Source organism: Bradyrhizobium sp. 195, from assembly GCF_023101665.1.
Taxonomy (GTDB): Bacteria; Pseudomonadota; Alphaproteobacteria; order Rhizobiales; family Xanthobacteraceae; genus Bradyrhizobium.
The window spans coordinates 229790-248422 of sequence record NZ_CP082162.1 but is presented as its reverse complement, the minus strand read 5'-3'; the positions used below and the strand labels follow the sequence as shown (position 1 = coordinate 248422).

Below are 18633 nucleotides of genomic sequence, written 5' to 3'. Positions count from 1 at the left end.
AGTTGAATGGATGGGCAAATTCAAAATCACACTCGCACGCATTGAGATGATTTCGCCTAATGAGCGAGGTGAGGATATGGGTTTGACGTTTCGATTTGACCGCGATCAAACCAGTTTTACCTTACCGATCTTCCTCAACTCGCGCGAATTTGACGACACTGAGATGGTAAAGGTCGCCCGAAGCAAGCTGCACGACGCTTTTAAGCAGCTCTACAATCAATGCGAGGATTGGCAATTGTCGGATGACGAGCGCCGAGAGCTCGCACGGCTCAACGTGCGGCCGAAAACGCCAGTCCAATGAGCTCACCGACGTTCCGATGTGCGTCCAGTATCGAAGTATCTCCCGTTAATGTGCGATGAGAAGCGAGAACTTCGCTGCCTCCGCCGACGCGGAGTCATGCCGCATTGATCCAAAGGTTCAAACCAGGCACCGACACCTCCGGGCGCCGTTTCCCGTCCAACGAAAGAAGCTGATTACTCGAGGCGTATCAAGCTTCGCCGTCGAGCCAGAAAGCGGGCCCAAGGTGATGAAGCCGCCTAAGTAGCTAGTCGGACCGATACTCTAACGATCGCGCAGCCAATCGGGCCTTCGCTACGGCGGCCTTGCTCAGCCATCCCCGACCATCGGCCAGTGCCTCAACGGCGGCCTTAACTGGCTGGAGGTCGAGTGCGCCCGCTGTAAGACCCGCGCCAGCCTTCCGCTTGACGCTGTCCGCCGACCTCGAGACACGCCGCTCTGGAAGTTGGAAGCTTCCCTGAAATGTCGATCCTGCCGGACGCCTCGGTACGCGCCGCCCGCTCGCATGATCAAGCTAACCGAGACAAGGCAGATCACGCCCTATAAATGGGTGCACCCCACCGAAGAGCGGTAGAGCATGACAAGATTCACGGCCCAACGACCCTATGCAGATCCTGAGACCGCAGCGTCAGTTGGTTCAGCTCGCCGCCACCATCGACCCCGTCCAAGACGGCCGCATCCATATCGAAAAGATCAACGGGCTGTTCATGTACCAACACGGCGGCAGCGGCCCGGAGTTCGGAGCAGGCATCAAGATGGCGGTCGAGCGCGGCTGGCTTGAGCTGCACGAGAGCGGCGCTTACGTGCGGCTCCTCAACGGCGGCGAGATAATATAACATGTGGAGGTTAACACACGTCCAAGCGACCCGGGGGCGCACGGGACTGATCCATGGCGAAGGAAATCAAACAGTTGCGCAAGCAAGCTGAAAAAGCCGCGCGCGCCGCAAAGGCAGCCGCAGATGCCGAGGTGTCCGAACAATTGCAGGCCCTAGCGCGCGCCTTCCAAAGCCAAGCCGACGCCGTAAGTATAGAGGTGAGCCATGGGTCACGACGAACTTGTGATCATCGTCAGAGTAGGAGGTGCCCTCGTTATCGGAGCTATGATTGGATTTGAGCGCACGTTTCACGGTCGCCCGGCGGGTTTTAGAACCCATTCCCTGGTCTGCATTGCCTCAGCCATTCTGATGATCGTCACGGTTTATCAGCACCAGTGGATGACGTTGCTTGAACATGACGCCATCCGGACTGATCCGACCCGCATGGCGCAGGGCATCATGACCGGCATTGGATTTTTGGGCGCTGGCGTCATCTTCAAAGAGGGCCGGACTGTCCGGGGACTAACAACGGCCGCATCCATTTGGGTAACGGCAGCTATCGGTATTCTGGTTGGAATTGGGTTCTGGTTTGCTGCGGTTGTCGGCGCCCTCGCGACCTTGATAGTGCTCGCGCTGTTCCGGCTGATCGAGGCGCGGCTGCCGAGTGAGTTCTATGCCCATCACATGTTGCGCTTTGGCCGGGATAAGGTCATGGGCGAAAGCGAGGTCCACAAGATGATTGGCGATCACGGCTTTACGATTGCGAACCTGTCATCCCGCTTAAGCGAAGGGGGGCAGCAGTTCGAATACCGGATGACCATCAAGAGCCGCGACAGGGCCAATGCGGAAAGACTTGCTAAGCATTTGCGCGGCTTGCCCGAGGTGGTTGAGTTTCGCATCACGCCAACGGGGGACTAGCTCCGAAGTGGCCTATTGCGACTTAGGGCTGCTAACTGGCGACTTCAGCGGCGAGACCACAAGATGATGATGCCGATGACAATCGGAGCCAGTCCGAATGCCATCGCGACCCAGAACTTGGGCTCTTGGAGGATGTCGAAGATTTCGAGCATGTTGCGTAAGGATAGCACCTGAACACTTGGTCACGACCTGTAGGATTGCTCCGTGATACTACGGAGAGCGAGCCGACGCTCATCCGTTGCAGGTCGAACCAGCCCGTCTAGAGTGGCGCTGATCTGAAAATCGATTCGAATAGAAATGGCGAAGTCTTCAAAACTTGTTGTCGCGAAGAAAGGTCGCGTGCTCCTGGTCAGACGACGGCGCGATAGGCTCTGGATGTTTCCGGGCGGTCGCAGGCGTGCAGGAGAGAGCGAAAGGAAGTGCCTGCGCCGAGAGATCAGGGAAGAACTGCCGAAGCTCAAGCTGGGGCCGGTGAAGCTCTGGAAAGAAGTGAAGGCTAAGAATCGTCGGTCCGGTCGCAAGATGAGTGACGCGATCTTCTTAGCCAAGAACGCGTCCGGCCCTCTGAAGATCGGCGACAAGAAGGAGATCGACAGAGCAGTATGGTGCAAGCCAAGTGGAATCAGGCTGACACCGACGTCGCGCTACATTCGGGACAAATTGTTTCCGAAGTGAATTATGTCCCCGCAGTCGGCAAGTACAACTGGCGAAGACGGTCTTGCATGATCTCAAAGGTTAGTGGTCTGGCTTTTCGCGCACGATGACGCCGGTCTTGGGATCGGCATGAAATTCCATCTTCTGGCCGTTCTTGATGCCTTCGCCCTCCCACTGGCCGTCGTCGGCTTCGAGCTTAGTGACCTGGGAATAGCCGGACTCGATCACCTTAGCCTTCACTTGCTCCATCGGCATCCAGTCAGGTCCGGGTTGATCAGCTCTCGCTGCTGAACTCATGGCGAGAGAACCGAGGACCAGAATTGTGGCAAGCTTCATTATGGATCTCCTCTCGTTAGAGGCGTTAACGAGAGCGCTGACATGATTGTTCCTCTGCCACTCTCTCGCAAACACAATCGCCGAGCTGGCGGTCTAGAGGGCGCGGCCCTCTTGCGCCGCGGTCCGCTTGCGAAAAAATCCCGTCTCCAAAGGAAAACCAAAGAGACGGGATTTAAGGCTAAGTCAGAGGGAAGTACTTGCTGGCCAGCGCGTACCCCCGCGGCAAAGCTAGCACAAGAAGGGCTCGCGCCATAGGCAGTTTATGGCCGCCCGCCGCGTCATGTCCACTTGCCCCTGAACCGTTAGGCGCGGCGTACTTCGAAATATGTTTGCCTCCACGATGAAAGCCCGCTCCTTCATAGAAGCGCAGGGTGGTCTAACCTCCGTTATTGAGGAGGTGAAGGGCCTTTGCATGAAGACCGGCAGTTGCCGAAGCTAAGACCGGGCCACCCTCCTCGGCCCGCCCGCCATCAATCCGCGTCACCACTCCGCCCGCCTTTTCGATGATCGGGATCAACGCGACGATGTCGTGGGGCTGGAGCGAAGGTTCGACGGCGAGGCCAATACGGCCAGCAGCGAGCATTGCCGTGGCATAGCATTCGCCGCCGTAGCGGGTCATCCGGACCGAAGCGGCAAGGCGATCGAAGCCTAGCTTGAGCTCACCATGATAGTGCTCAGGCGAAGTCGTATACAGAATGGCCCGCGACAGCGTGCCGACGTCTCGCGTGGACAGTCGTTGGCGCTTGCCTTCACGTTCGCACCAAGCCCCATCGGCGGTAGCCCAGAAACGCTCACCCGTGAAGGGCTGGCTCATCATTCCCTGTTCGGCTCGGCCAGCGACCGTGAAGCCGATCAACGTGCCCCAGACAGGAAGGCCGCAGATGAAGGGACGAGTCCCATCCACAGGGTCCAAGGCCCAGCGGCAAGAACCGCTTCCGGCCAGACCGAGTTCTTCGCCCAGAATGGCATGGTCGGGATATTCGACTTCGATCGCTGCTCGAATCGCAATCTCGGCTTCCCGGTCAGCCTCCGTCACCGGGTCGAAGTAACCCTCCCCAGTTTTGGAATGGACCGCAAGTTCGGTTCGAAAGCGCGGCAAGGTTTCGCGATCGGCGATATCTGCCAATCGATGAAGGAAATCGGCGCTCGGCAGTTTCGGCATCAACTATCTCCATTCGCGCACGCTCAGCGCCGTCGTATCGGATGGGCGTCGAATTATCCCTTTAAGACGCATAAGCAGTCCGGGGATGATCTTGCGGGTGGTCGCCGGGAACCCCGTCGAGGCTGGCTGCGATGTCTCAAACGGGCCAAAGGACGGACCGTTTACTCTCGCTGCGGTTCTACTCGCGCTCCGCCTTTAGAGATCAATACTTCGCGACAAGCGGCCCGCCAAAACGGTAGCTGACGCGCGCGGTGACGATGTCGACGTCCTGACTGATGCGATCGGTGCGAGAGAACGCGGCGAGAGGGCCGGTGAAGCAGAAACTGTTGTTGCGCGAGCCCATGAAGCCATGGACATAGTCCACGCCGACGACGATGTTTAGTGCAACGCCGAAATCGAGACCGGCGCCGACCGCGCCACCCCAGCGGTCTCGCTCGCTTTGTCGAAGACGAAGCCGGTCGCGGTGATGAAGCCCTCATACTTGTCGCTCGCGACGATGCCGCCGCCCTTCACGTAGAATAGGACATTGCTCCAGGCGTAGCCGACCTGGCCAGTCACCAGACCGAAAGCATCGATCTTGGTGCGGTCGGAGCCTCCGCCACCTGCGAGCAGACTGGGAACATTGGAGCCGCTCAGGGTGGCCCAATCGCCTTGCCCTTAAAGGCCGAAAACCCACGCGCCGCTCTGCCAGCGATAGCCTTGTGGCGCGATACCTGGACCAATCCAGCTTCGCGACATCCACCCGGGACGGCCCATCGTTCGAACGCGCGTTTGGCGATGGGTCGGCTCTCGCATTCGCCGCAGCGTCTTCCCCAGGAACTACCGGCAAGCGACTGGATTGGTGGCTGTGCTCCGGTCCAAAGCCCCCCTTGGTGCCAGAGCGTTCCAACGGCCCCAGCCGCCGCCAAACGCTGGGGCCGTTTTTTGTCGTCTATCGGATCTTCGAAAGGCCGCTCCCAGCCGCCAGTCATCCTTTGCTCTTCACACCCTCCGCAATCGCACGCTCGACTTCGGCGGCGAGCACGCTCAGGTGATCCGCCAGCCGGCTGAAGAGTTCTCGCTTCTTAGCATCGCTGGCCAAATCGCGGATGAGGGCGCACTCCGCCGCATGCGTGCGGAGCTTTTCCAACTGAGCCTGCATGCCTTTCATTGCGGTCGGTCCGTTCCCGAACGGGAACCATACTCAGTGTGTGCAAAATCGGACAGAACTGATTGCCGGTTTTTCCTAGGCTCAAACTACCTTGGCGTTTCCCATTACCGCCAGGCACTCAGCGGCCCCAGCACCATCATGATTTTGCTGGGGCCGTTTCTCTGCCGGTGTCGATCAGCCGGGGGGCGCGCATTAAGGCAGTAGGCAATTCGGATTGGGCAGGTGGGGTCAACGGTCCCGACCGTCCCGGGCGCATCGAAGTGCCCCTGAAGGGCTGGAGTTCTTATTTGGGACCGAAAGCGCTCAGGAGCCCGATCGCAACGGGTATCAGGGCGATGCAGGCCCAGAAAGCTGGCGCGCCCGAGTTTAGACCGGCAATGAAGATCCCGATGCCAAAGCCGACGATAAAGGCCGAGATCGCATAGGCAACTACTGTGTCCATCGGTCGATCCACAGGCAACAGGATCGATGCCTTCAGGACGCGCTGCGACACCAAACGTTCCAGCGCGCCGAGGCCCCCTGTGGGTGCTAGCAGCGGGCGCATATCCTGGAGGCAATCTCGTTCGCCTCTGCGCATGCCTATTTTCGGCCGGCATCCAGGATCTGAGACACGGAAACTTGCTCGCCATCCCGCGATGCGCCGCTCCAGGCTGTTACGGATGGCTTCGGACAGAGTCGATGCGGAAAGGGCCAATAGCCCGGCCCAAGACAGCCGGGAGGTGATCTCCTCCCTTTCGCCGTAGCGCCGGCAGACTCGCATGGCCGCCGACGCCTGAGGCGCGTCCATGTCGAATTGGGCCCGGACCAGTTCGCCAAACTTCCGATTGTTCGGGGTTCGCTCCCTGAGGGCCAGCAGCTTCCGCCCCAGCTCGAGCTTGGCCCGGTTCTCGGCAACCCGAGTGATCGACTGCTACTGTCCGCATTTGTCCCCCGGTGTCCTAAGCTTTTTGGTCAAGAACGAGAGGCAAGTTAGCAATCTCGAATCAACGAGCTTGCTATGCTGCGCATCACGACCAGACACCTTCAAGACTTACGGCCACGATGCCGGGCTGAACAACCTGACCGTTGACGCAATCTGCGGACACGCTGCCCGGACGCAAGGCGAGGCGTACAGGGGCATCACCGTCAAGAAGCGGATGGAGGCCACGGCCGCGTTCCCTCGCTACGAACTCACCGACGTAGAGCGAGCAGAGGCAGCGTAGGCCGGTCTGAAAACTGCGAAAAAATGTGAGACGGTCGTCGGTGGTCTGGAGACCCTGAGGTCCCCCATGGGGCCGGGTCACACCCATGTCCCAATGAGTTGGAAGACGAACCCTGCCAGCAGCAGATAGAAAGCCGTTGTCGCCTCGAAGAAGAGGTTGTTGCGCAGCCACATGCGCACCGGAACATCGGGGTTGTCGATAATCTTCCGCGTGATGTTCGAGGGAGGACCATAGGGGAACTTCTCCTCATCCCCAAAATGACGAAGGATGTCTTCGAACAGCCCGCTGATATGAAGTTGGATGACGCCGCTCACGTCGAACAGAAGCCCTGCGCTGTTAATCCACTTCCCGCGAGCATCGGCAGCAAAACCGAAGCCGATCAGGAGACAGATCACCGCTGCCAGCAGCATGATGACGAGCAGGATGCGGTATTCGAGTCGCAGAACATCTCTTCTCCAATACTGAAATCTCTCCCATCAGTTCATAGCGTATTTTGCCACCGTTCCGGGTTCCAGGCGTCTTTTGACTTCGGCCTTGGCTGCTCGATGCCGACCGCATCGGCCTCAACCTAGCTCCATCTGATACGGCGCTTGAACCAAACGAGGTCGGGGTTCTCGCGAGGACGATTTGTATTGACCTGCTCTTGCGGTGCTACCGTGTATTCTTCAACGTCCTTGCCCTTGAGCAGCCTATTGAGTTGGGTTTTGAATAGTTGCACGTCTCCGAAGTAGTTCGGATATGCCACTTTCAGGTTTTCGATCTTGTCTGCCTCAACCAAGACTACGTTGGATGTCTCGCGGCCACTCTGGTTGTCGAGTTCTTCCGCATTGTCATAAGACTTCATTGCCCAACGCGGTACGAAATGCGGCTCGACCATCACGCGCTTGAGAGCGTTATCAAACCGGATCAAGTAATAACGAGCGGGGGTATTCGATGGTACGGCGATGTCGGTCCATCGGACAGCATGGCTCATGTTTTGAAGCATTGCGGATGCGTCTAGCTCAGCATCAAGCTCCCTAAGTTCCTTCACCCGGTCGTCGTGGGACGGTACATTCGATGGCGCTTTGGAACTCTCGGCCATCGCAAACTCGGCAGACATCAGTTTGAAAAGGCGCAGCCAGTTCTGGCTACCCTTATTACCCTTCAAGTCCTCGCCCCGAAACAGCCCCACCGCCTCGACGGCAGTAGCCCAAGAATGCTGCAAGCGGGTACGCACTTGTAGCTCAATCCGACGATGGTCATGAACCGCAGATCGCCCCCTGCCTTGAAAGTTGAGCATGAGATGATGACTTCGATAGCCATCCTTCTTGGGGCGCTTGATTAGTCGTTCTCGTCCCGGATAATGTGCCGCGCACGGTCGCGTACCAACGATACCAATGTGCGCACGTCCGCTATGGACGGGAGGATCACGCGACAACCGGCCAAGTCCTGTAAGTCGCACAATTGGTGTGGAAGGCGTCGCAGCTTACGGCGGATCGCCTGCATTCGTTTTAGCCGAGCGGCGGTGATGCCCTCGATGCCGTTGTGGCGCATGAACCACATCATGGAATACCGCACACTTCGCATCGGGTACGCATGAGCATCGCGCCAGTTGTTGGCGATAGTGAACGCCTTCCGTATCTCTGGTGCGGTCTCAGGAGACCAAGGCAGGTCACCGGCGATGATGGTTCCGGCTTGTATGACCTCGTTGACACGCCGGAATACACAGGTGCTATCGAACGCCCCGTTCCACCGACCCTTGGTGAACGCAATCGTGCGGTCCCGTGAACGTTCAGCAAGGGCGTACCCATAATCAACAGGACCATCTTCCATGAGCCAGATCGGTTACGCCCGCGTCAGCACCAAGCGTGTCGCCCGGTCTGACAAAGTCGAGGATGGTCTCCAACTCGGTGCGGCCCTCGCGGCTCCTGCCTGAGACCTTCTCTTGCCTGACGATGTCGCAGCCAGCCGCCCTGAGCCGTTCAAGTTGGGTGTCGGTGTTCTGGTCGGTGGTGGTCGTGAAGCTCGACCGGCTTGGCCGATCAACTCGCGATGCCCTGAACCTTGTCCACGAATTGGATCAGAAGGGAGCATCGCTCCGCATTCTTGAGCCAGAAGTCAGCACAGCAGGGCCACTTGGGCGCATGGTGATCACCGTGCTTGGCATGGTCGCTGAGATGGAGTTGGGCTTCATCAAGGAGCGGCAGGCTGCTGGCATCGCGAAAGCCAAGGCCAAGGGAATCTATAAGGGCAGGCCGGTCAGCCTCGATCATAACCAGATCAGGACTTTGCGCTCACAAGGGCTTGGTGCGACTGCGATTGCGAAGCAGCTTGGGTGTTCACGCGGTGCGATCTACAAAGCCATCGTTCGGTAGGATTGGTCCAAGCGCGAGACAGACATGTTGGACCCGGTCAGGATCACTGACAATTGGTGAGGCCAGCCTTATCTTTTCTTCGTTGTAGAAACGAACATCTCGGTGTGACGTTACACTGCGAACTGTTCGAGGTGTAACATGCGCCGATCCCTCCTAGCCACGATGATCTTGATCGTTCCCTCCCTTCTCTCCGTCGCTGCATCCGCTCAGCAGCAAGGCACGGATACAACCAATCGGTATCAAACTGAGAGCCGGGAGCAGCAGGACGCTCAACGACCGGGCGAGCCCTCAAGCCAAAGCAATCCGACAATCATTGAAGGCGAACGACCGCAGCAATCGCAGGCTCAAACCACTCCGGTTCAGCCTGAGCGCACACCGCAACAATCGGACCAAGCCCGCGACCGCGAACGCCGCAGCGCAGAGGATACGCAGATCAACCGAGATTGGACCACGCGTCAGCGTAGTGATGATCGCTTTGACAGAGAGCGAATGCGTCAACGGCAGATGGGACGCATGATGGACCAGGACGACGATCATCAAACCACGGGACGCAACTGGCGTCGGGACGACGATGACATGGATCGCGGTCGTAGGTATGGCTATGCGGAGCGGAACGAAGGACGTTATCACTATGACATGCGTCCCCGTCCTCGCGTGAAGACCTGCGTGGAATACGAAAACGGCGATGAGTTCTGTCGCTATCGGGATTAAGTATCAATTTCGCCCTCGTTCCTTGTAGGGCCAGCGGGTCGGCTGCGCAGGCGGTGGGCGCGGACCTACTTCATTCTTTTGGACGAAAGACTGATGAAGTAGAGCGGCTTCCGCGCCTCATCAGATACGAACTCTTGGCGCTCCAATACTGATCGCTACGGCTTGGCAGGCCGGCTAATTGCAGATCTCCACCATCCGATCATTGATTCTGCGAGAGTTGTTTGCGGACGAATTCTCAACCAGCCTGCACCCGCTTTTGACGGGACGGCAGCCAGCATCGTTGCAGATCATCTGACCGGAAGCCTGTGGCTTGGACGGCGTGGATTCGACCTTCTTCCGTTCTGAATCTCGCTTGGAGCCATCATCGCGCGTTGCGACGGGCTTCTTGTCCTGCACCTTCTCGCATTCATTGTCGTCGTTGACGCGATAGCCGGCACGGCAAGCAATCTTCACGCAGGCGTCGCCGTCGGCCTTGAAGCCGCGGTCGCACACCAGCGGGCAGACACGGCCCGGCTTCGCCTTGATTGCGTCGAGAGCATCGAAGCTTGCGAGCTTGGTGCCGGCATATTTGTTGAACAGCGTCAGCGAGCGTTGTGACGAGGCGTTCCAGTCGCCATCCGCGGAGGCGCTGAGACAACCGACCCGGCGCAGCTCCGCCTGAACCAGCTTCGTCGTCTCCGGCGGCGACAGCGCCGGCGGGGTCGAAGAGGGCACTATAGCTGCGATCTTCTGCTCAGCGTTGGCCGAGGCCTGCTTCTCCGCGGCCTGCTTGGCGGCCGTCTCGGCAGCGGCCTTGTCGTTCGCAAGCCTCTCGGCCAGCGCCTTCTCGGCGGCCTGCTTCTCGGCAAGCGCTTTTGCTGCTGCCGCTTCGGCGTCCTTTCGCCGCTGCTCGGCTGCGGCCGCCTTGGCCTCTTCGATCTGCTTGGCCTTCTCGGCGGCGAGACGCTTCTCCTCGGCTGCCTTAGCCGCGGCCGCCGCCTTGTCTTGTTCGGCCTTGTTGGCACGCTCCGCAGCGAGGCGGGCCTTCTCCTCTTCCGCCTGCCGGGCCTTGTCTGCCGTGGTCGCGCGGGTTTCTTCGGCGGCGATCTTGTTCAACTGGCCTTTGGCGAGATCGGTATAGAAGCCGCTCGGAAAGCGGTTGAGGAAGGCGGTCCATCCGTCACGCGTCCCGAGCTGAAGCGCCAGTTCGTAGTCGCGACGAATTTCGCTGTCCGGGTTCGCCTGCGGGCCGGCAACGGCCGGCTTGGCCGGGACCAGCGACACGTCATCACCGCCTAGCGAGCCGTAGACATACGGTTCCTGCTTGTAACCGGTGTTCTTCAAGACATCGTCTCGGACAAAGCCGAACGCCTTGCGCAAATCGAGACCGGGCGTGGGTAGCCGCTCGACCAGCGCTGCGGCGAACGGGCTGTTCTTGGAGTCCCCATCGGACGCTGTAGACCCCGCTTTCGCCGCGAACGCGATCATCGTGTTCGGGCTGGTCGGTTCGACCTTGGCGAGGCCACGCCCGATGGCACGGGCGGCAACCGTTCGCTTCATGGTCTTGGCGAAGGGATTGTCGCGGCAGGCATCAAGGATGACGAGACGAAGCTGCTTGGCAGGCTCAACGGCGAACAGCGCACGGTCAAGCGCCACAGTCTCATCGAGAACATCGCTGTCGGTCTCCAAAGCCGCATCGGTCGGAATGAGGTAGTTGGTGCCGTCAAGCTCGATGCCGTGACCAGATGACAGCGACCTCGGCATCTCGCGCTCGCCCCCCGAAGTCGCGCAGAGCCTTGCGCATCTCGCTGGCATTGAGATCGGTCCTGATGTCGATCCATTCGTACCCGGCCTTCTTGAACATGCTACCAACTAGCGCGGCATCGTTCGCCGGGTTGGAGAGCTTGGGTACGCTCTTGTAGGCCGAGTTGCCCATCACCAACGCGACACGGCGCTCGGCATGGGCCGATCCGCAAATCAGCCAGATCGAAAGCAACAACGTAATCCAACGAAAAGCGCCCATTAAAGTCCCCAACGAATATGTGCGCAGCCTATGCAGACTTTGCCGGAAGGCAAGCATCGGCTCTGTGCTGTTGATCACCAAGCGTGCCATTGGTTGGCGGGACGCACCCTGGTCTCACTGTCGCCGGGTTGAGCAGGCGCAGGATGCCTGTTGGAGATTGAGGCAGCCAAGTAGGCAAGTTCCTACCCTTCCACTAACGAGACCTATCCACTAATGGATAGGTATTTCAATGACTTAGACATATTGCAGCCATGAACGGGGCGTACGCTGTTGTTCGTAACCTTCCGTCTGCCTGTGGGCCAGAGAAGGTCAATCGCACACCCTAATACCTTCTCTGATGCGCCAAGTTTCTACGGATACCCGCCTCCCTACGGCGATGCGGAACGCTATTGTTGTCGCTGCGGACCTGCCGTGTCAGGCGGTCGGTTGCCAGAACAGGGCCACCCGATGGTCCAATCTGCGGCCTGTGCGAGCGCCAGTTCCTTGAGGACATGAAGCCCGTCTTCGGCAAACCGACCAAGGAGCAGCTTGCCGCCGCTGAGGCCGTGGTCAGGGAGCATTTCGAGGACAAGATCGGCAGTGGAATCTTTGACGATTGGTCATCGCAGATCGGCAAGACGTTCTCCCGTCCACTGGCGTTGCTGCCTGCACCGCTGGCGCTGAAGCGACGCCGATACCCAAAGGAGCGCTATGACGCCCTGCTAGCCCTGCGGACACGGGATAGGGGAGTGCTGACCCGGCGAGGCGTGGTCAACCTGCTCGCCTTCGCGCTCGCCGTTGACGCCCTGATCACGCCCACCATCCCTCCACCTGTCCGCACCGACTACATGATCGCCCTGCTCGGTCAGCAGTTCATGCGAAGGGAAATCTATAGCCGGACAGTCATGCGCTATACCCACGAGCCTAGGCTGGTCGTGTAGGTCAAGTTATTTCCGGAGCAGGTCCAGGTGCCCTCGGCCTGGCACGCCGCGTGCTCACTACAGATCGCTCGTCCGTCTGCGGTGAGCGTTCCCTTATTTCCTCCGGAATGCCGCCATTCACCTATAAATTTAGAAGCGCAACTCGCGGGCGGAGCGGCAGAGGCGGATGTTACGAAAGCAGCCGCGACAAAAGGCAGGCAAAGCAAAAAGCGCACTGAAATCTCCCCCAAATGAATATGCTTGGACGTTACGGCTGCGCGAGCTCCCGTCAAACCGCCAGCGGTGAGCTATCACCAGGAAAATTGTGCTTGATATCTCTGTCACGGGGCGTCAACGGATGCCGTCCTCGCGGGGCACCTGATTGCGGCTAAAGCACCACTACGCGAACCTGGGCGACGCCACGATCGGTAATTCCTAAGCTGCGAGCGGCTGCAAGCGAGAGGTCGATGACGCGACCGCGAACCCAAGGTCCGCGATCGGTGATACGAACGACTACCGATTTGCTGCTCTTGAGGTCAGTAACACGAACATGCGTGCCGAACGGCAGATTGCGATGAGCTGCAGTTAGCGAATCCCGATCGAACGTTGCGCCGCTCGCTGTCTTCCGTTTCGAATACGAGTAGAAGGAAGCCTTCCCGGAAAACACTCGGTTGAAAGATCGAGTAGCTGAGCGGTCTTCCGAATTTTGCGGCGGTTCTTGCTCGATAGGAGACTGCGTCTGCGGGCTCTGATTGGTTTGCTCCGGTGCCTGGGGGGCGGGCTCGGCGTGTGCCTTTGGAATGATGGACCACCTATCATTGAAGTCCTGCGCTGCAGCAGAGTTTACATGTAACCACATCCACGCTGGGACTGATGCAATGGCGACTATTCTACAAAGAAGACGCATGGTCGGCCTCACTACAATTGTAAAACAGAAGGACAATGCGATCCTTTGAGGCGCGTTCCTGAACTCGCTTTCATGCGTCGGCAAAAGGTGAATGCATACCGATGTTACCGAGTGGGGCGCGGGATTCGCGAGACGCAATGCAGCAAGCAGCGGTCTCGTTGCAGCGCATCACGCCGCACCTTTGCATCGCTCCTACTGCAGAAGGAAGGGAAGGGCGTGCCATCTCGTTGGGCGGGTGTACGCCGAACGGTCTATAAACCCGAAAGGGCCTTTCAAGCAGCTTTTCAAGTCTCTCGCAGAAACCTGGAAACATTCCGTCGAACAAGGCGTCCATGCTTGGCTTGCTCTTGCTGTACTCACCTCTGAGACATTCGAAGCCATGCTCAATTTCACGAAAGTCGTTCATTAGGTGCGACTTGCGCATCCATATCTCGCCGTTGCGCAAAATACGCATCGCGGTATCTGCGCTTGTGTAGTAGTCCTCGGCGCGCGTCGCCCCCTCGGCTTCATCAAGACAAGCCTTCGCGTACCGGCGGTATCTGGCGGCGTCGTCATTCATGAGCACAAAATGCCCAGACGGCACGAAAGTGCCCAACGAACGCCGGAGGCGAGAAGGCTGCGCAGGGCAACAGCCAAAGCCTTTTCGGCGCCATTCACTTTCCACCTGCAATCACACGAAAACGCGGAGCCGCCAGTTTATCGAGTGGAATGCGCACCGGCGTGAACTTCGAATCGCTCCGCTGAGCGCGCTTGCAGTTAGGACAAATGAAGAGGTGTGCGATAATAGATTGTTGGTCGTCTTGCAGAAGCTCCGACTGAAACCACCTCATATTAACGTGGCAATTCGGGCAGGCGGGGGCTTCGAGGCGCCCCAGTTCTTCCTTCAGCCGGTCCATGCCCGCCCCCTTGTCTCTCAACAAGCTATCAGCAGGACCGGCGGCGCACCGTCTCGAAAGATACACAGCGGAAGGTTGGGTGCGGAAACTTAGCCGAGGGAAGGCGGTAGCGGCAGATGAACTTGCCCGTTTGTCCCGGTTAGATCCTCCGGGCGCTTAGAAAGAAAGCGCCTAAAGCCCTAGCGCACAGCCCTCTGTCAGGCCGGGGTCTTTTTGCGTTCCCGCAAGTCGGCGGGCCTGCCCCTTGCTGCTATCATAAAGGTACGGCCCCAGCAGGGCGGCTGCTGGGGCCACTTGGGGGTCTGCTCCGGCTTCGGGGGCTGTTGGGACGCCGGAGCATGAAAGCAATTTCCCGGATTGCCGGTTGTTCCTAGTGAAGAGAACGCCGCCGCTTGCGAGAACCGACCCATCGCCAAACGCGCGTTCGAACGATGGGCCGTCCCGGGTGGATGTCGCGAACCTGAAGTGGTCCAGGTCGCGCCACAGACCGAAATCTTAAATCTCTCGGCTGGAGAGTCGTTCCCTGACAGTTGTCCATGAGCGTCAACAGAGGTGGGGGTAACCTCGGAGCAAGCGCTTCTCGGCTTCTTTCGCGATCTTCAACCACTCCGGCGCAAGGCGGAGCCAGGTTGGCCCGCCAGCGTCAACCGGCGGATGGTGGGCAATCAAAAGGTTTCAAAATGCGCCCTGCTAGCTGCTGAGCACCGCAGGACCGAGCCGCATCACAGATCAACCGGCGGCGTACCAGCCATCCGGAAACGGTAGCAAAGGCCAGGTGCGCGCATTGTCATTCGCGACCTCGGGCACGACGTTGATGGTTCTCCGCCCACTCCAGTCCCTCTCAGTAGGAGTAGAAGAGAGGCACGCAATAGGCGCACGCCCGCGACCATGGGAGCTTTGCTCGGAAGGCTCTGTGCTGAAGTGCGTTGACACTATAGAGGGCATAAAGTGCAGTCCGCGCGCTGGAAGCGCTGAAATTGAAATTGACCGGACAACGTCCGGCTCAGAACACGCCCACAATGATCAAAACTCCGACCTCGACGAGTAGGAGCGTACCCGTTGCTGCGGAGATGAAAAACAAATCACCTAATGACAGGAACTGCATGATTTGCCTCCCAATTTGCCAAAGAAGCGGCCCCTACATCCTTTGGACGGCGTAAGCAGGAGGCGGGATGATGGGGCCGCTTCCTGGAGCGTCCTTGACGCGTGCGTCCAGCGCCAAGCATTCGCAGCCTAGTCCAGATTTAAACCTCGTCCAACATTTAATTTATTTAATTTTATGTTTAATATTTAATAGGCGACATTTGCAAGTGCGAGCCGCGGATTCCAATATAGCGACCCAGGGATTGGCTTTTTGGCGAGCTAGTTGTCCCATGCAGATCGTTTTCGAGCTATGCCTAGCGACGCCGGGTAAGCAAGTCCCATCGGCCGGAATGGATCCAGAGATGAAGCACGACGGCTGGGATGCCGGTCATCCGGGAGAACGAACGTCTTCCGCGGTGGCACCGACCGGACTAAGCGCTAGAAGGCAGTTCCTGAACAAAACGAACGTGGAAGAGGAAAACATAAAGCGCGCAAAAAAACGCAAAGAGGGGAATGGATCATTCCGCACTCAAGCTGCGCCCCAGCCGGCGACCTGCTGCATATACCTTCGGGCGCGCCATCAAGGCTTCTCAGTCGCTCGCCACGATCGCCAGAAGTTGGCTCTGCGACGGGCTACTAGATCAATCGGCCCCAAATCATCAATCGCTGAGTGAGATAAGCTCAATCAGCTGTACGCCGCATTTGGGAGCCATCATGTTGCAAAGACTATCTGCCGCAGTGGCCTGGGCCGCTCTTGCATTCATCACCTACGCTAGTCTTTCTCCAATCCGCGATAGGCCGCAACTGAGCAACGTTGCTGATTTGGAGCATCTAGCCGCTTTTGCACTTTTAGGCTTCGCATTCTGCCTCGCGTACCGTCGTAGAATGACATTCGTATGCAGCATCGTGCTTGGTAGCGCAGTCGTGCTCGAGTTTTTGCAAGCGCTGACGCCAGATCGTCACGGCAAATTGCTGGACGCCTCCGAAAAGATCATTGGCGGCTTGATAGGGATATTCCTGGGCAGTTTAGCTTTGCGCGCAATGGAGCGCGCTGGATGCGCGCCTTCCATCCTTAACAGTCGGTCCGATCACTGAAGCCACGAAGCGGAGCCTAAGACCCGGCACGGTGCAGCTCACATTCGTGAGGCTCACCGTTCCGCCGTTGGTACCGAGGCCGATGCCGAACCAATAGGCCATCCCTGCCGCAAGGAAACTGCCCCCGGCGAAATGGTACCAAGCGGGGGCATGCGCCGTCGACCACCCCGCCGCCCTCGTTCTGACGGTCTGCTTGGGAGTGCCTCCTTGGCGTGTCTCTTACGGAAGGACGTCCACATCACAGGCCTAAGTCATTCTTATGGATGGAAGACGCCACCCGGCTCGACACTGGAACAAAGCCTCGCTGCCCCGATTTCCGCTCCATGAAGTGGCTCGTCGGCATCGTTGCGGTCCTCCTGCTCTGCCTCGTGGTGTATGCCGGGTCGGCTTTCGTTTCCGCGTTGGATCTGGTTTCGGCCGTTCGGAGCGGAGACGCCGCCCAAGTCATGGCCCGAACGGATTTGCCGCGTGTCCGCCATTCCCTGGTCGACCAGGTTGTGCCCGCCTACCTTGATCGTCTCGGCCAGAAGCGGCCGGTGCGCCCGTTAGAGCGAATGGCGATAAACGCGTTCGGCGCAACGATCGCCGATGACCTCGCCATCAAGTTCATGACGCCGGAGAACCTGTCCGTCCTCCTAAAAAGCGGTGCTGTTCGTAACGGCGCGGAGAACATCACTTTCGGAACGATGTCGCCGTTGGCCGAGCTCGACATCTCAAACATCTTCGTTTTCGCCGGACGGATCACCCTGGTGAAGCCTGTCGAGTTTGCGTTGCGGCTTGGCGACAGTCAGGACGCAGGTAGGGTCAGCATGCATCTCCACGGGACGACCTGGAAGCTCTCGGGGATTGGGCTGCCGCCGAAGGTCTTGGCAAATATGGTTGACCGGCTGCCGACGCGTTGACCCCGCCGGCCCTCCCGCGCTCTCTGCGGAAATCCCGGTTGCACTCCGCTGGCATGCTCTTTGCGGATCCCGCCAAATCTCAGTCGGTCCTGGCAGGGAGCCGTTTCGCAATGAAACAGAAATCTCGAGTCCTAAAGCCGCGCAAGCCCCTCTGGCACACATGGGTCTCCGATCCGGTGAGATGCTTAAAGCAATGGAGGAGATAGAGAAGCTGAGAGAGAAGGTCCGGATGGCTGAGAACAACCAAAGACCGCATTGAACCGAAGCGGCGTATCCGACCTTTCACTATTCGGCGAAGTGCCCATGGCCCTCGCGCGCAAGTTGCGCTTGCATAGCTCCTTTCGATGGGGATTTCAGCATTGGCTGCATGAAGCTGGCGAGACGGTTTCGTTCAAGGCGTCCAACCCACAGCAACAACGGGGCAACCTGCCCGCGTATCTCGACAGAAAGGCTCCGTCGTTCTCGTTCGACCGGCCCCCGTCAGCTCCAAGCGACCGGCCGCCCCGTCTTCGTGGTGGGCATCAAACGAAATGAGCCGCCAGCCTGTCGAGTTTCGGGTAGGACAAGCGCGTGGGCTACCGACGGGCCTTTGAGTATTGTCCAGGAACTTGGCTGAGACCAGGCTGAAATGATCCGCGCCGAGCGAAGGCTCACTGATTCGGCGGGTGTTTCTTCGGACCCCGTTGTTTTAGTTGGTTAGAGACTATTTGGCCCACCAAATCTTGAGGATTCGACTCTGGGTGCGCCATCTGCCTTTGATCAAGGACAATGTCCGCAGCCCGCATCATCAAACCGCCGCCGATGTCCGGCGGTGACCGGAAATACTATGCCCGTGAAATTCACAAGGCGGAGGTTTCCTTCGCAAACCTGGTTGAGCAGGCGATCACCGCTCGCGCGGCCGCCGACGCCGCACGCGCCCAGGCTTACGCCCTGGATTGCGCGGCGTGGAATACCGCTCCCTTCATCGGCGAGTTGGACCACGCCTCACCAACCATCGCAGCGGCGATCGCGGGTGGCCTTCCGCTCCTCGAGGTGCGCTGCGACCACTGCAAGCACACAGAGATGATCGACCTCGCTTTAGTTGTACAGCCGCGCGATCGGCAGGTCGCGCTCATGCGCGGTTACCTGTACTGCAGCCCCTGCCAACGAACCCTTGGCAAGAAGCGTCGGCCCGATCTGATCGGTCTGCGTCCGATCGGCGATCCGCAGCCCGCAGCACCATCTCGCCACACGAAGAAAGCTTCCTGAG

Annotated in this window: 23 protein-coding genes and 3 pseudogenes; 11 read left to right on the top strand and 15 right to left on the bottom strand. The window is 58.9% G+C overall.

Features of this window, described 5'->3' with window-relative positions; genetic code table 11:
• The first annotated feature begins 10 nt into the window (after positions 1 to 10).
• The 5 genes and pseudogenes from IVB26_RS39945 (at position 11) to IVB26_RS39925 (ending at position 2706) form a co-directional block, all read left to right on the top strand.
• The gene (locus IVB26_RS39945) at positions 11 to 301 is read left to right on the top strand and encodes a hypothetical protein (RefSeq protein WP_247973868.1); all 291 of its coding nucleotides are present in this window, start codon (positions 11 to 13) and stop codon (positions 299 to 301) included.
• Positions 302 to 593: 292 nt separating this feature from the next.
• A pseudogene (locus tag IVB26_RS39940) lies at positions 594 to 872 on the top strand (hypothetical protein); the annotation flags it as partial.
• Positions 873 to 930: 58 nt separating this feature from the next.
• Complete coding sequence (locus IVB26_RS39935; RefSeq protein ID WP_346732907.1) at positions 931 to 1134, top strand: hypothetical protein; 204 nt, start codon at positions 931 to 933, stop codon at positions 1132 to 1134.
• 204 nt (positions 1135 to 1338) lie between these two features.
• Positions 1339 to 2031: an MgtC/SapB family protein gene (locus tag IVB26_RS39930; RefSeq protein WP_247973867.1), complete on the top strand. Its 693-nt coding sequence runs from the start codon at positions 1339 to 1341 to the stop codon at positions 2029 to 2031.
• Between the two features lie 297 nt (positions 2032 to 2328).
• Positions 2329 to 2706 (top strand): NUDIX hydrolase, encoded by a 378-nt coding sequence (locus IVB26_RS39925; RefSeq protein ID WP_247973866.1) that lies wholly within the window; start codon positions 2329 to 2331, stop codon positions 2704 to 2706.
• A gap of 60 nt (positions 2707 to 2766) precedes the next feature.
• On the opposite strand, the gene IVB26_RS39920 is transcribed toward IVB26_RS39925, so the two are convergent.
• The 11 genes and pseudogenes from IVB26_RS39920 to IVB26_RS43255 form a co-directional block, all read right to left on the bottom strand.
• On the bottom strand, positions 2767 to 3021 hold the full coding sequence (locus IVB26_RS39920; RefSeq protein WP_247973865.1) for a PepSY domain-containing protein: 255 nt from the start codon (positions 3019 to 3021) through the stop codon (positions 2767 to 2769).
• A 376-nt stretch (positions 3022 to 3397) separates the two neighbouring features.
• The gene (locus tag IVB26_RS39915) at positions 3398 to 4183 is read right to left on the bottom strand and encodes an inositol monophosphatase family protein (RefSeq protein ID WP_247973864.1); all 786 of its coding nucleotides are present in this window, start codon (positions 4181 to 4183) and stop codon (positions 3398 to 3400) included.
• Between the two features lie 202 nt (positions 4184 to 4385).
• Complete coding sequence (locus IVB26_RS39910) at positions 4386 to 4547, bottom strand: hypothetical protein (protein ID WP_247973863.1); 162 nt, start codon at positions 4545 to 4547, stop codon at positions 4386 to 4388.
• Positions 4548 to 4561: 14 nt separating this feature from the next.
• A complete protein-coding gene (locus tag IVB26_RS39905) occupies positions 4562 to 4741 on the bottom strand; it encodes a hypothetical protein (RefSeq protein ID WP_247973862.1) in 180 nt (59 codons plus the stop codon).
• A gap of 409 nt (positions 4742 to 5150) precedes the next feature.
• Positions 5151 to 5333, bottom strand: a complete 183-nt coding sequence (locus IVB26_RS39900; protein ID WP_247973861.1) for a hypothetical protein — start codon at positions 5331 to 5333, stop codon at positions 5151 to 5153.
• A gap of 283 nt (positions 5334 to 5616) precedes the next feature.
• The gene (locus IVB26_RS39895; RefSeq protein ID WP_247973860.1) at positions 5617 to 6120 is read right to left on the bottom strand and encodes a hypothetical protein; all 504 of its coding nucleotides are present in this window, start codon (positions 6118 to 6120) and stop codon (positions 5617 to 5619) included.
• A 492-nt stretch (positions 6121 to 6612) separates the two neighbouring features.
• Entirely contained in the window at positions 6613 to 6945 is a 333-nt protein-coding gene (locus IVB26_RS39890; RefSeq protein ID WP_247973859.1) for a hypothetical protein, read from the bottom strand.
• Between the two features lie 158 nt (positions 6946 to 7103).
• Complete coding sequence (locus IVB26_RS39885; RefSeq protein WP_247973858.1) at positions 7104 to 7751, bottom strand: hypothetical protein; 648 nt, start codon at positions 7749 to 7751, stop codon at positions 7104 to 7106.
• Positions 7752 to 7769: 18 nt separating this feature from the next.
• Positions 7770 to 7814: pseudogene (locus tag IVB26_RS43610) on the bottom strand (hypothetical protein); the annotation flags it as partial.
• Between the two features lie 41 nt (positions 7815 to 7855).
• Positions 7856 to 8347: a nucleotidyltransferase family protein gene (locus tag IVB26_RS39880; RefSeq protein WP_247973857.1), complete on the bottom strand. Its 492-nt coding sequence runs from the start codon at positions 8345 to 8347 to the stop codon at positions 7856 to 7858.
• Positions 8328 to 8471, bottom strand: a complete 144-nt coding sequence (locus tag IVB26_RS43255; protein WP_346732909.1) for a recombinase family protein — start codon at positions 8469 to 8471, stop codon at positions 8328 to 8330. The genes IVB26_RS39880 and IVB26_RS43255 overlap by 20 nt, the downstream gene beginning before the upstream one ends.
• On the opposite strand from IVB26_RS43255, the gene IVB26_RS39870 reads away from it, so the two are divergent.
• Together IVB26_RS39870 and IVB26_RS39865 are read left to right on the top strand one after the other, a co-directional pair.
• Positions 8470 to 8889, top strand: coding sequence for a recombinase family protein (locus tag IVB26_RS39870; protein ID WP_247973913.1), 420 nt, complete (start codon positions 8470 to 8472; stop codon positions 8887 to 8889). The two genes, IVB26_RS43255 and IVB26_RS39870, sit on opposite strands and share 2 nt — an antisense overlap.
• A 138-nt stretch (positions 8890 to 9027) precedes the next feature.
• Positions 9028 to 9600, top strand: a complete 573-nt coding sequence (locus tag IVB26_RS39865) for a hypothetical protein (protein ID WP_247973856.1) — start codon at positions 9028 to 9030, stop codon at positions 9598 to 9600.
• A 174-nt stretch (positions 9601 to 9774) separates the two neighbouring features.
• Here the strand turns inward: IVB26_RS39865 and IVB26_RS39860 are convergent.
• A pseudogene (locus IVB26_RS39860) lies at positions 9775 to 11602 on the bottom strand (caspase family protein).
• 491 nt (positions 11603 to 12093) lie between these two features.
• Here IVB26_RS39860 and IVB26_RS39855 point away from each other — a divergent pair.
• Positions 12094 to 12522 (top strand): hypothetical protein, encoded by a 429-nt coding sequence (locus IVB26_RS39855; protein ID WP_247973855.1) that lies wholly within the window; start codon positions 12094 to 12096, stop codon positions 12520 to 12522.
• Between the two features lie 367 nt (positions 12523 to 12889).
• On the opposite strand, the gene IVB26_RS39850 is transcribed toward IVB26_RS39855, so the two are convergent.
• From IVB26_RS39850 to IVB26_RS39840, 3 genes are all read right to left on the bottom strand, one after another.
• The gene (locus IVB26_RS39850) at positions 12890 to 13360 is read right to left on the bottom strand and encodes a septal ring lytic transglycosylase RlpA family protein (RefSeq protein ID WP_247973854.1); all 471 of its coding nucleotides are present in this window, start codon (positions 13358 to 13360) and stop codon (positions 12890 to 12892) included.
• 118 nt (positions 13361 to 13478) lie between these two features.
• Positions 13479 to 13967 carry a hypothetical protein gene (locus IVB26_RS39845; RefSeq protein WP_247973853.1) on the bottom strand — a complete coding sequence of 163 codons (489 nt, stop codon included), beginning with the start codon at positions 13965 to 13967 and terminating at the stop codon, positions 13479 to 13481.
• A gap of 94 nt (positions 13968 to 14061) precedes the next feature.
• Positions 14062 to 14304: a hypothetical protein gene (locus tag IVB26_RS39840; protein WP_247973852.1), complete on the bottom strand. Its 243-nt coding sequence runs from the start codon at positions 14302 to 14304 to the stop codon at positions 14062 to 14064.
• A 1596-nt stretch (positions 14305 to 15900) separates the two neighbouring features.
• On the opposite strand from IVB26_RS39840, the gene IVB26_RS39835 reads away from it, so the two are divergent.
• The 3 genes from IVB26_RS39835 (at position 15901) to IVB26_RS39825 (ending at position 18632) form a co-directional block, all read left to right on the top strand.
• Positions 15901 to 16482 (top strand): VanZ family protein, encoded by a 582-nt coding sequence (locus IVB26_RS39835; protein WP_247973851.1) that lies wholly within the window; start codon positions 15901 to 15903, stop codon positions 16480 to 16482.
• A gap of 323 nt (positions 16483 to 16805) precedes the next feature.
• Positions 16806 to 17384, top strand: coding sequence for a DUF2939 domain-containing protein (locus IVB26_RS39830; RefSeq protein WP_247973850.1), 579 nt, complete (start codon positions 16806 to 16808; stop codon positions 17382 to 17384).
• Between the two features lie 768 nt (positions 17385 to 18152).
• Positions 18153 to 18632: a hypothetical protein gene (locus IVB26_RS39825; protein WP_247973849.1), complete on the top strand. Its 480-nt coding sequence runs from the start codon at positions 18153 to 18155 to the stop codon at positions 18630 to 18632.
• Position 18633 lies beyond the last annotated feature (1 nt).

What these genes read in the sequence shown, in the direction of transcription:
- IVB26_RS39945 (WP_247973868.1), top strand. Translation starts at nt 11, where the DNA reads ATGGGCAAATTCAAAATCACACTCGCACGCATTGAGATGATTTCGCCT.
- IVB26_RS39825 (WP_247973849.1), top strand. Translation starts at nt 18,153, where the DNA reads ATGTCCGCAGCCCGCATCATCAAACCGCCGCCGATGTCCGGCGGTGAC.
- IVB26_RS39915 (WP_247973864.1), bottom strand. Translation starts at nt 4,183, where the DNA reads ATGCCGAAACTGCCGAGCGCCGATTTCCTTCATCGATTGGCAGATATC.
- IVB26_RS39880 (WP_247973857.1), bottom strand. Translation starts at nt 8,347, where the DNA reads ATGGAAGATGGTCCTGTTGATTATGGGTACGCCCTTGCTGAACGTTCA.
- IVB26_RS39865 (WP_247973856.1), top strand. Translation starts at nt 9,028, where the DNA reads ATGCGCCGATCCCTCCTAGCCACGATGATCTTGATCGTTCCCTCCCTT.
- IVB26_RS39840 (WP_247973852.1), bottom strand. Translation starts at nt 14,304, where the DNA reads ATGGACCGGCTGAAGGAAGAACTGGGGCGCCTCGAAGCCCCCGCCTGC.
- IVB26_RS39855 (WP_247973855.1), top strand. Translation starts at nt 12,094, where the DNA reads ATGAAGCCCGTCTTCGGCAAACCGACCAAGGAGCAGCTTGCCGCCGCT.
- IVB26_RS39930 (WP_247973867.1), top strand. Translation starts at nt 1,339, where the DNA reads ATGGGTCACGACGAACTTGTGATCATCGTCAGAGTAGGAGGTGCCCTC.
- IVB26_RS39890 (WP_247973859.1), bottom strand. Translation starts at nt 6,945, where the DNA reads ATGCTGCTGGCAGCGGTGATCTGTCTCCTGATCGGCTTCGGTTTTGCT.
- IVB26_RS39850 (WP_247973854.1), bottom strand. Translation starts at nt 13,360, where the DNA reads ATGTGGTTACATGTAAACTCTGCTGCAGCGCAGGACTTCAATGATAGG.
- IVB26_RS39925 (WP_247973866.1), top strand. Translation starts at nt 2,329, where the DNA reads ATGGCGAAGTCTTCAAAACTTGTTGTCGCGAAGAAAGGTCGCGTGCTC.
- IVB26_RS39830 (WP_247973850.1), top strand. Translation starts at nt 16,806, where the DNA reads ATGAAGTGGCTCGTCGGCATCGTTGCGGTCCTCCTGCTCTGCCTCGTG.
- IVB26_RS39845 (WP_247973853.1), bottom strand. Translation starts at nt 13,967, where the DNA reads ATGAATGACGACGCCGCCAGATACCGCCGGTACGCGAAGGCTTGTCTT.
- IVB26_RS39920 (WP_247973865.1), bottom strand. Translation starts at nt 3,021, where the DNA reads ATGAAGCTTGCCACAATTCTGGTCCTCGGTTCTCTCGCCATGAGTTCA.
- IVB26_RS39895 (WP_247973860.1), bottom strand. Translation starts at nt 6,120, where the DNA reads ATGGACGCGCCTCAGGCGTCGGCGGCCATGCGAGTCTGCCGGCGCTAC.
- IVB26_RS39900 (WP_247973861.1), bottom strand. Translation starts at nt 5,333, where the DNA reads ATGAAAGGCATGCAGGCTCAGTTGGAAAAGCTCCGCACGCATGCGGCG.
- IVB26_RS39835 (WP_247973851.1), top strand. Translation starts at nt 15,901, where the DNA reads ATGGATCATTCCGCACTCAAGCTGCGCCCCAGCCGGCGACCTGCTGCA.
- IVB26_RS39870 (WP_247973913.1), top strand. Translation starts at nt 8,470, where the DNA reads ATGTCGCAGCCAGCCGCCCTGAGCCGTTCAAGTTGGGTGTCGGTGTTC.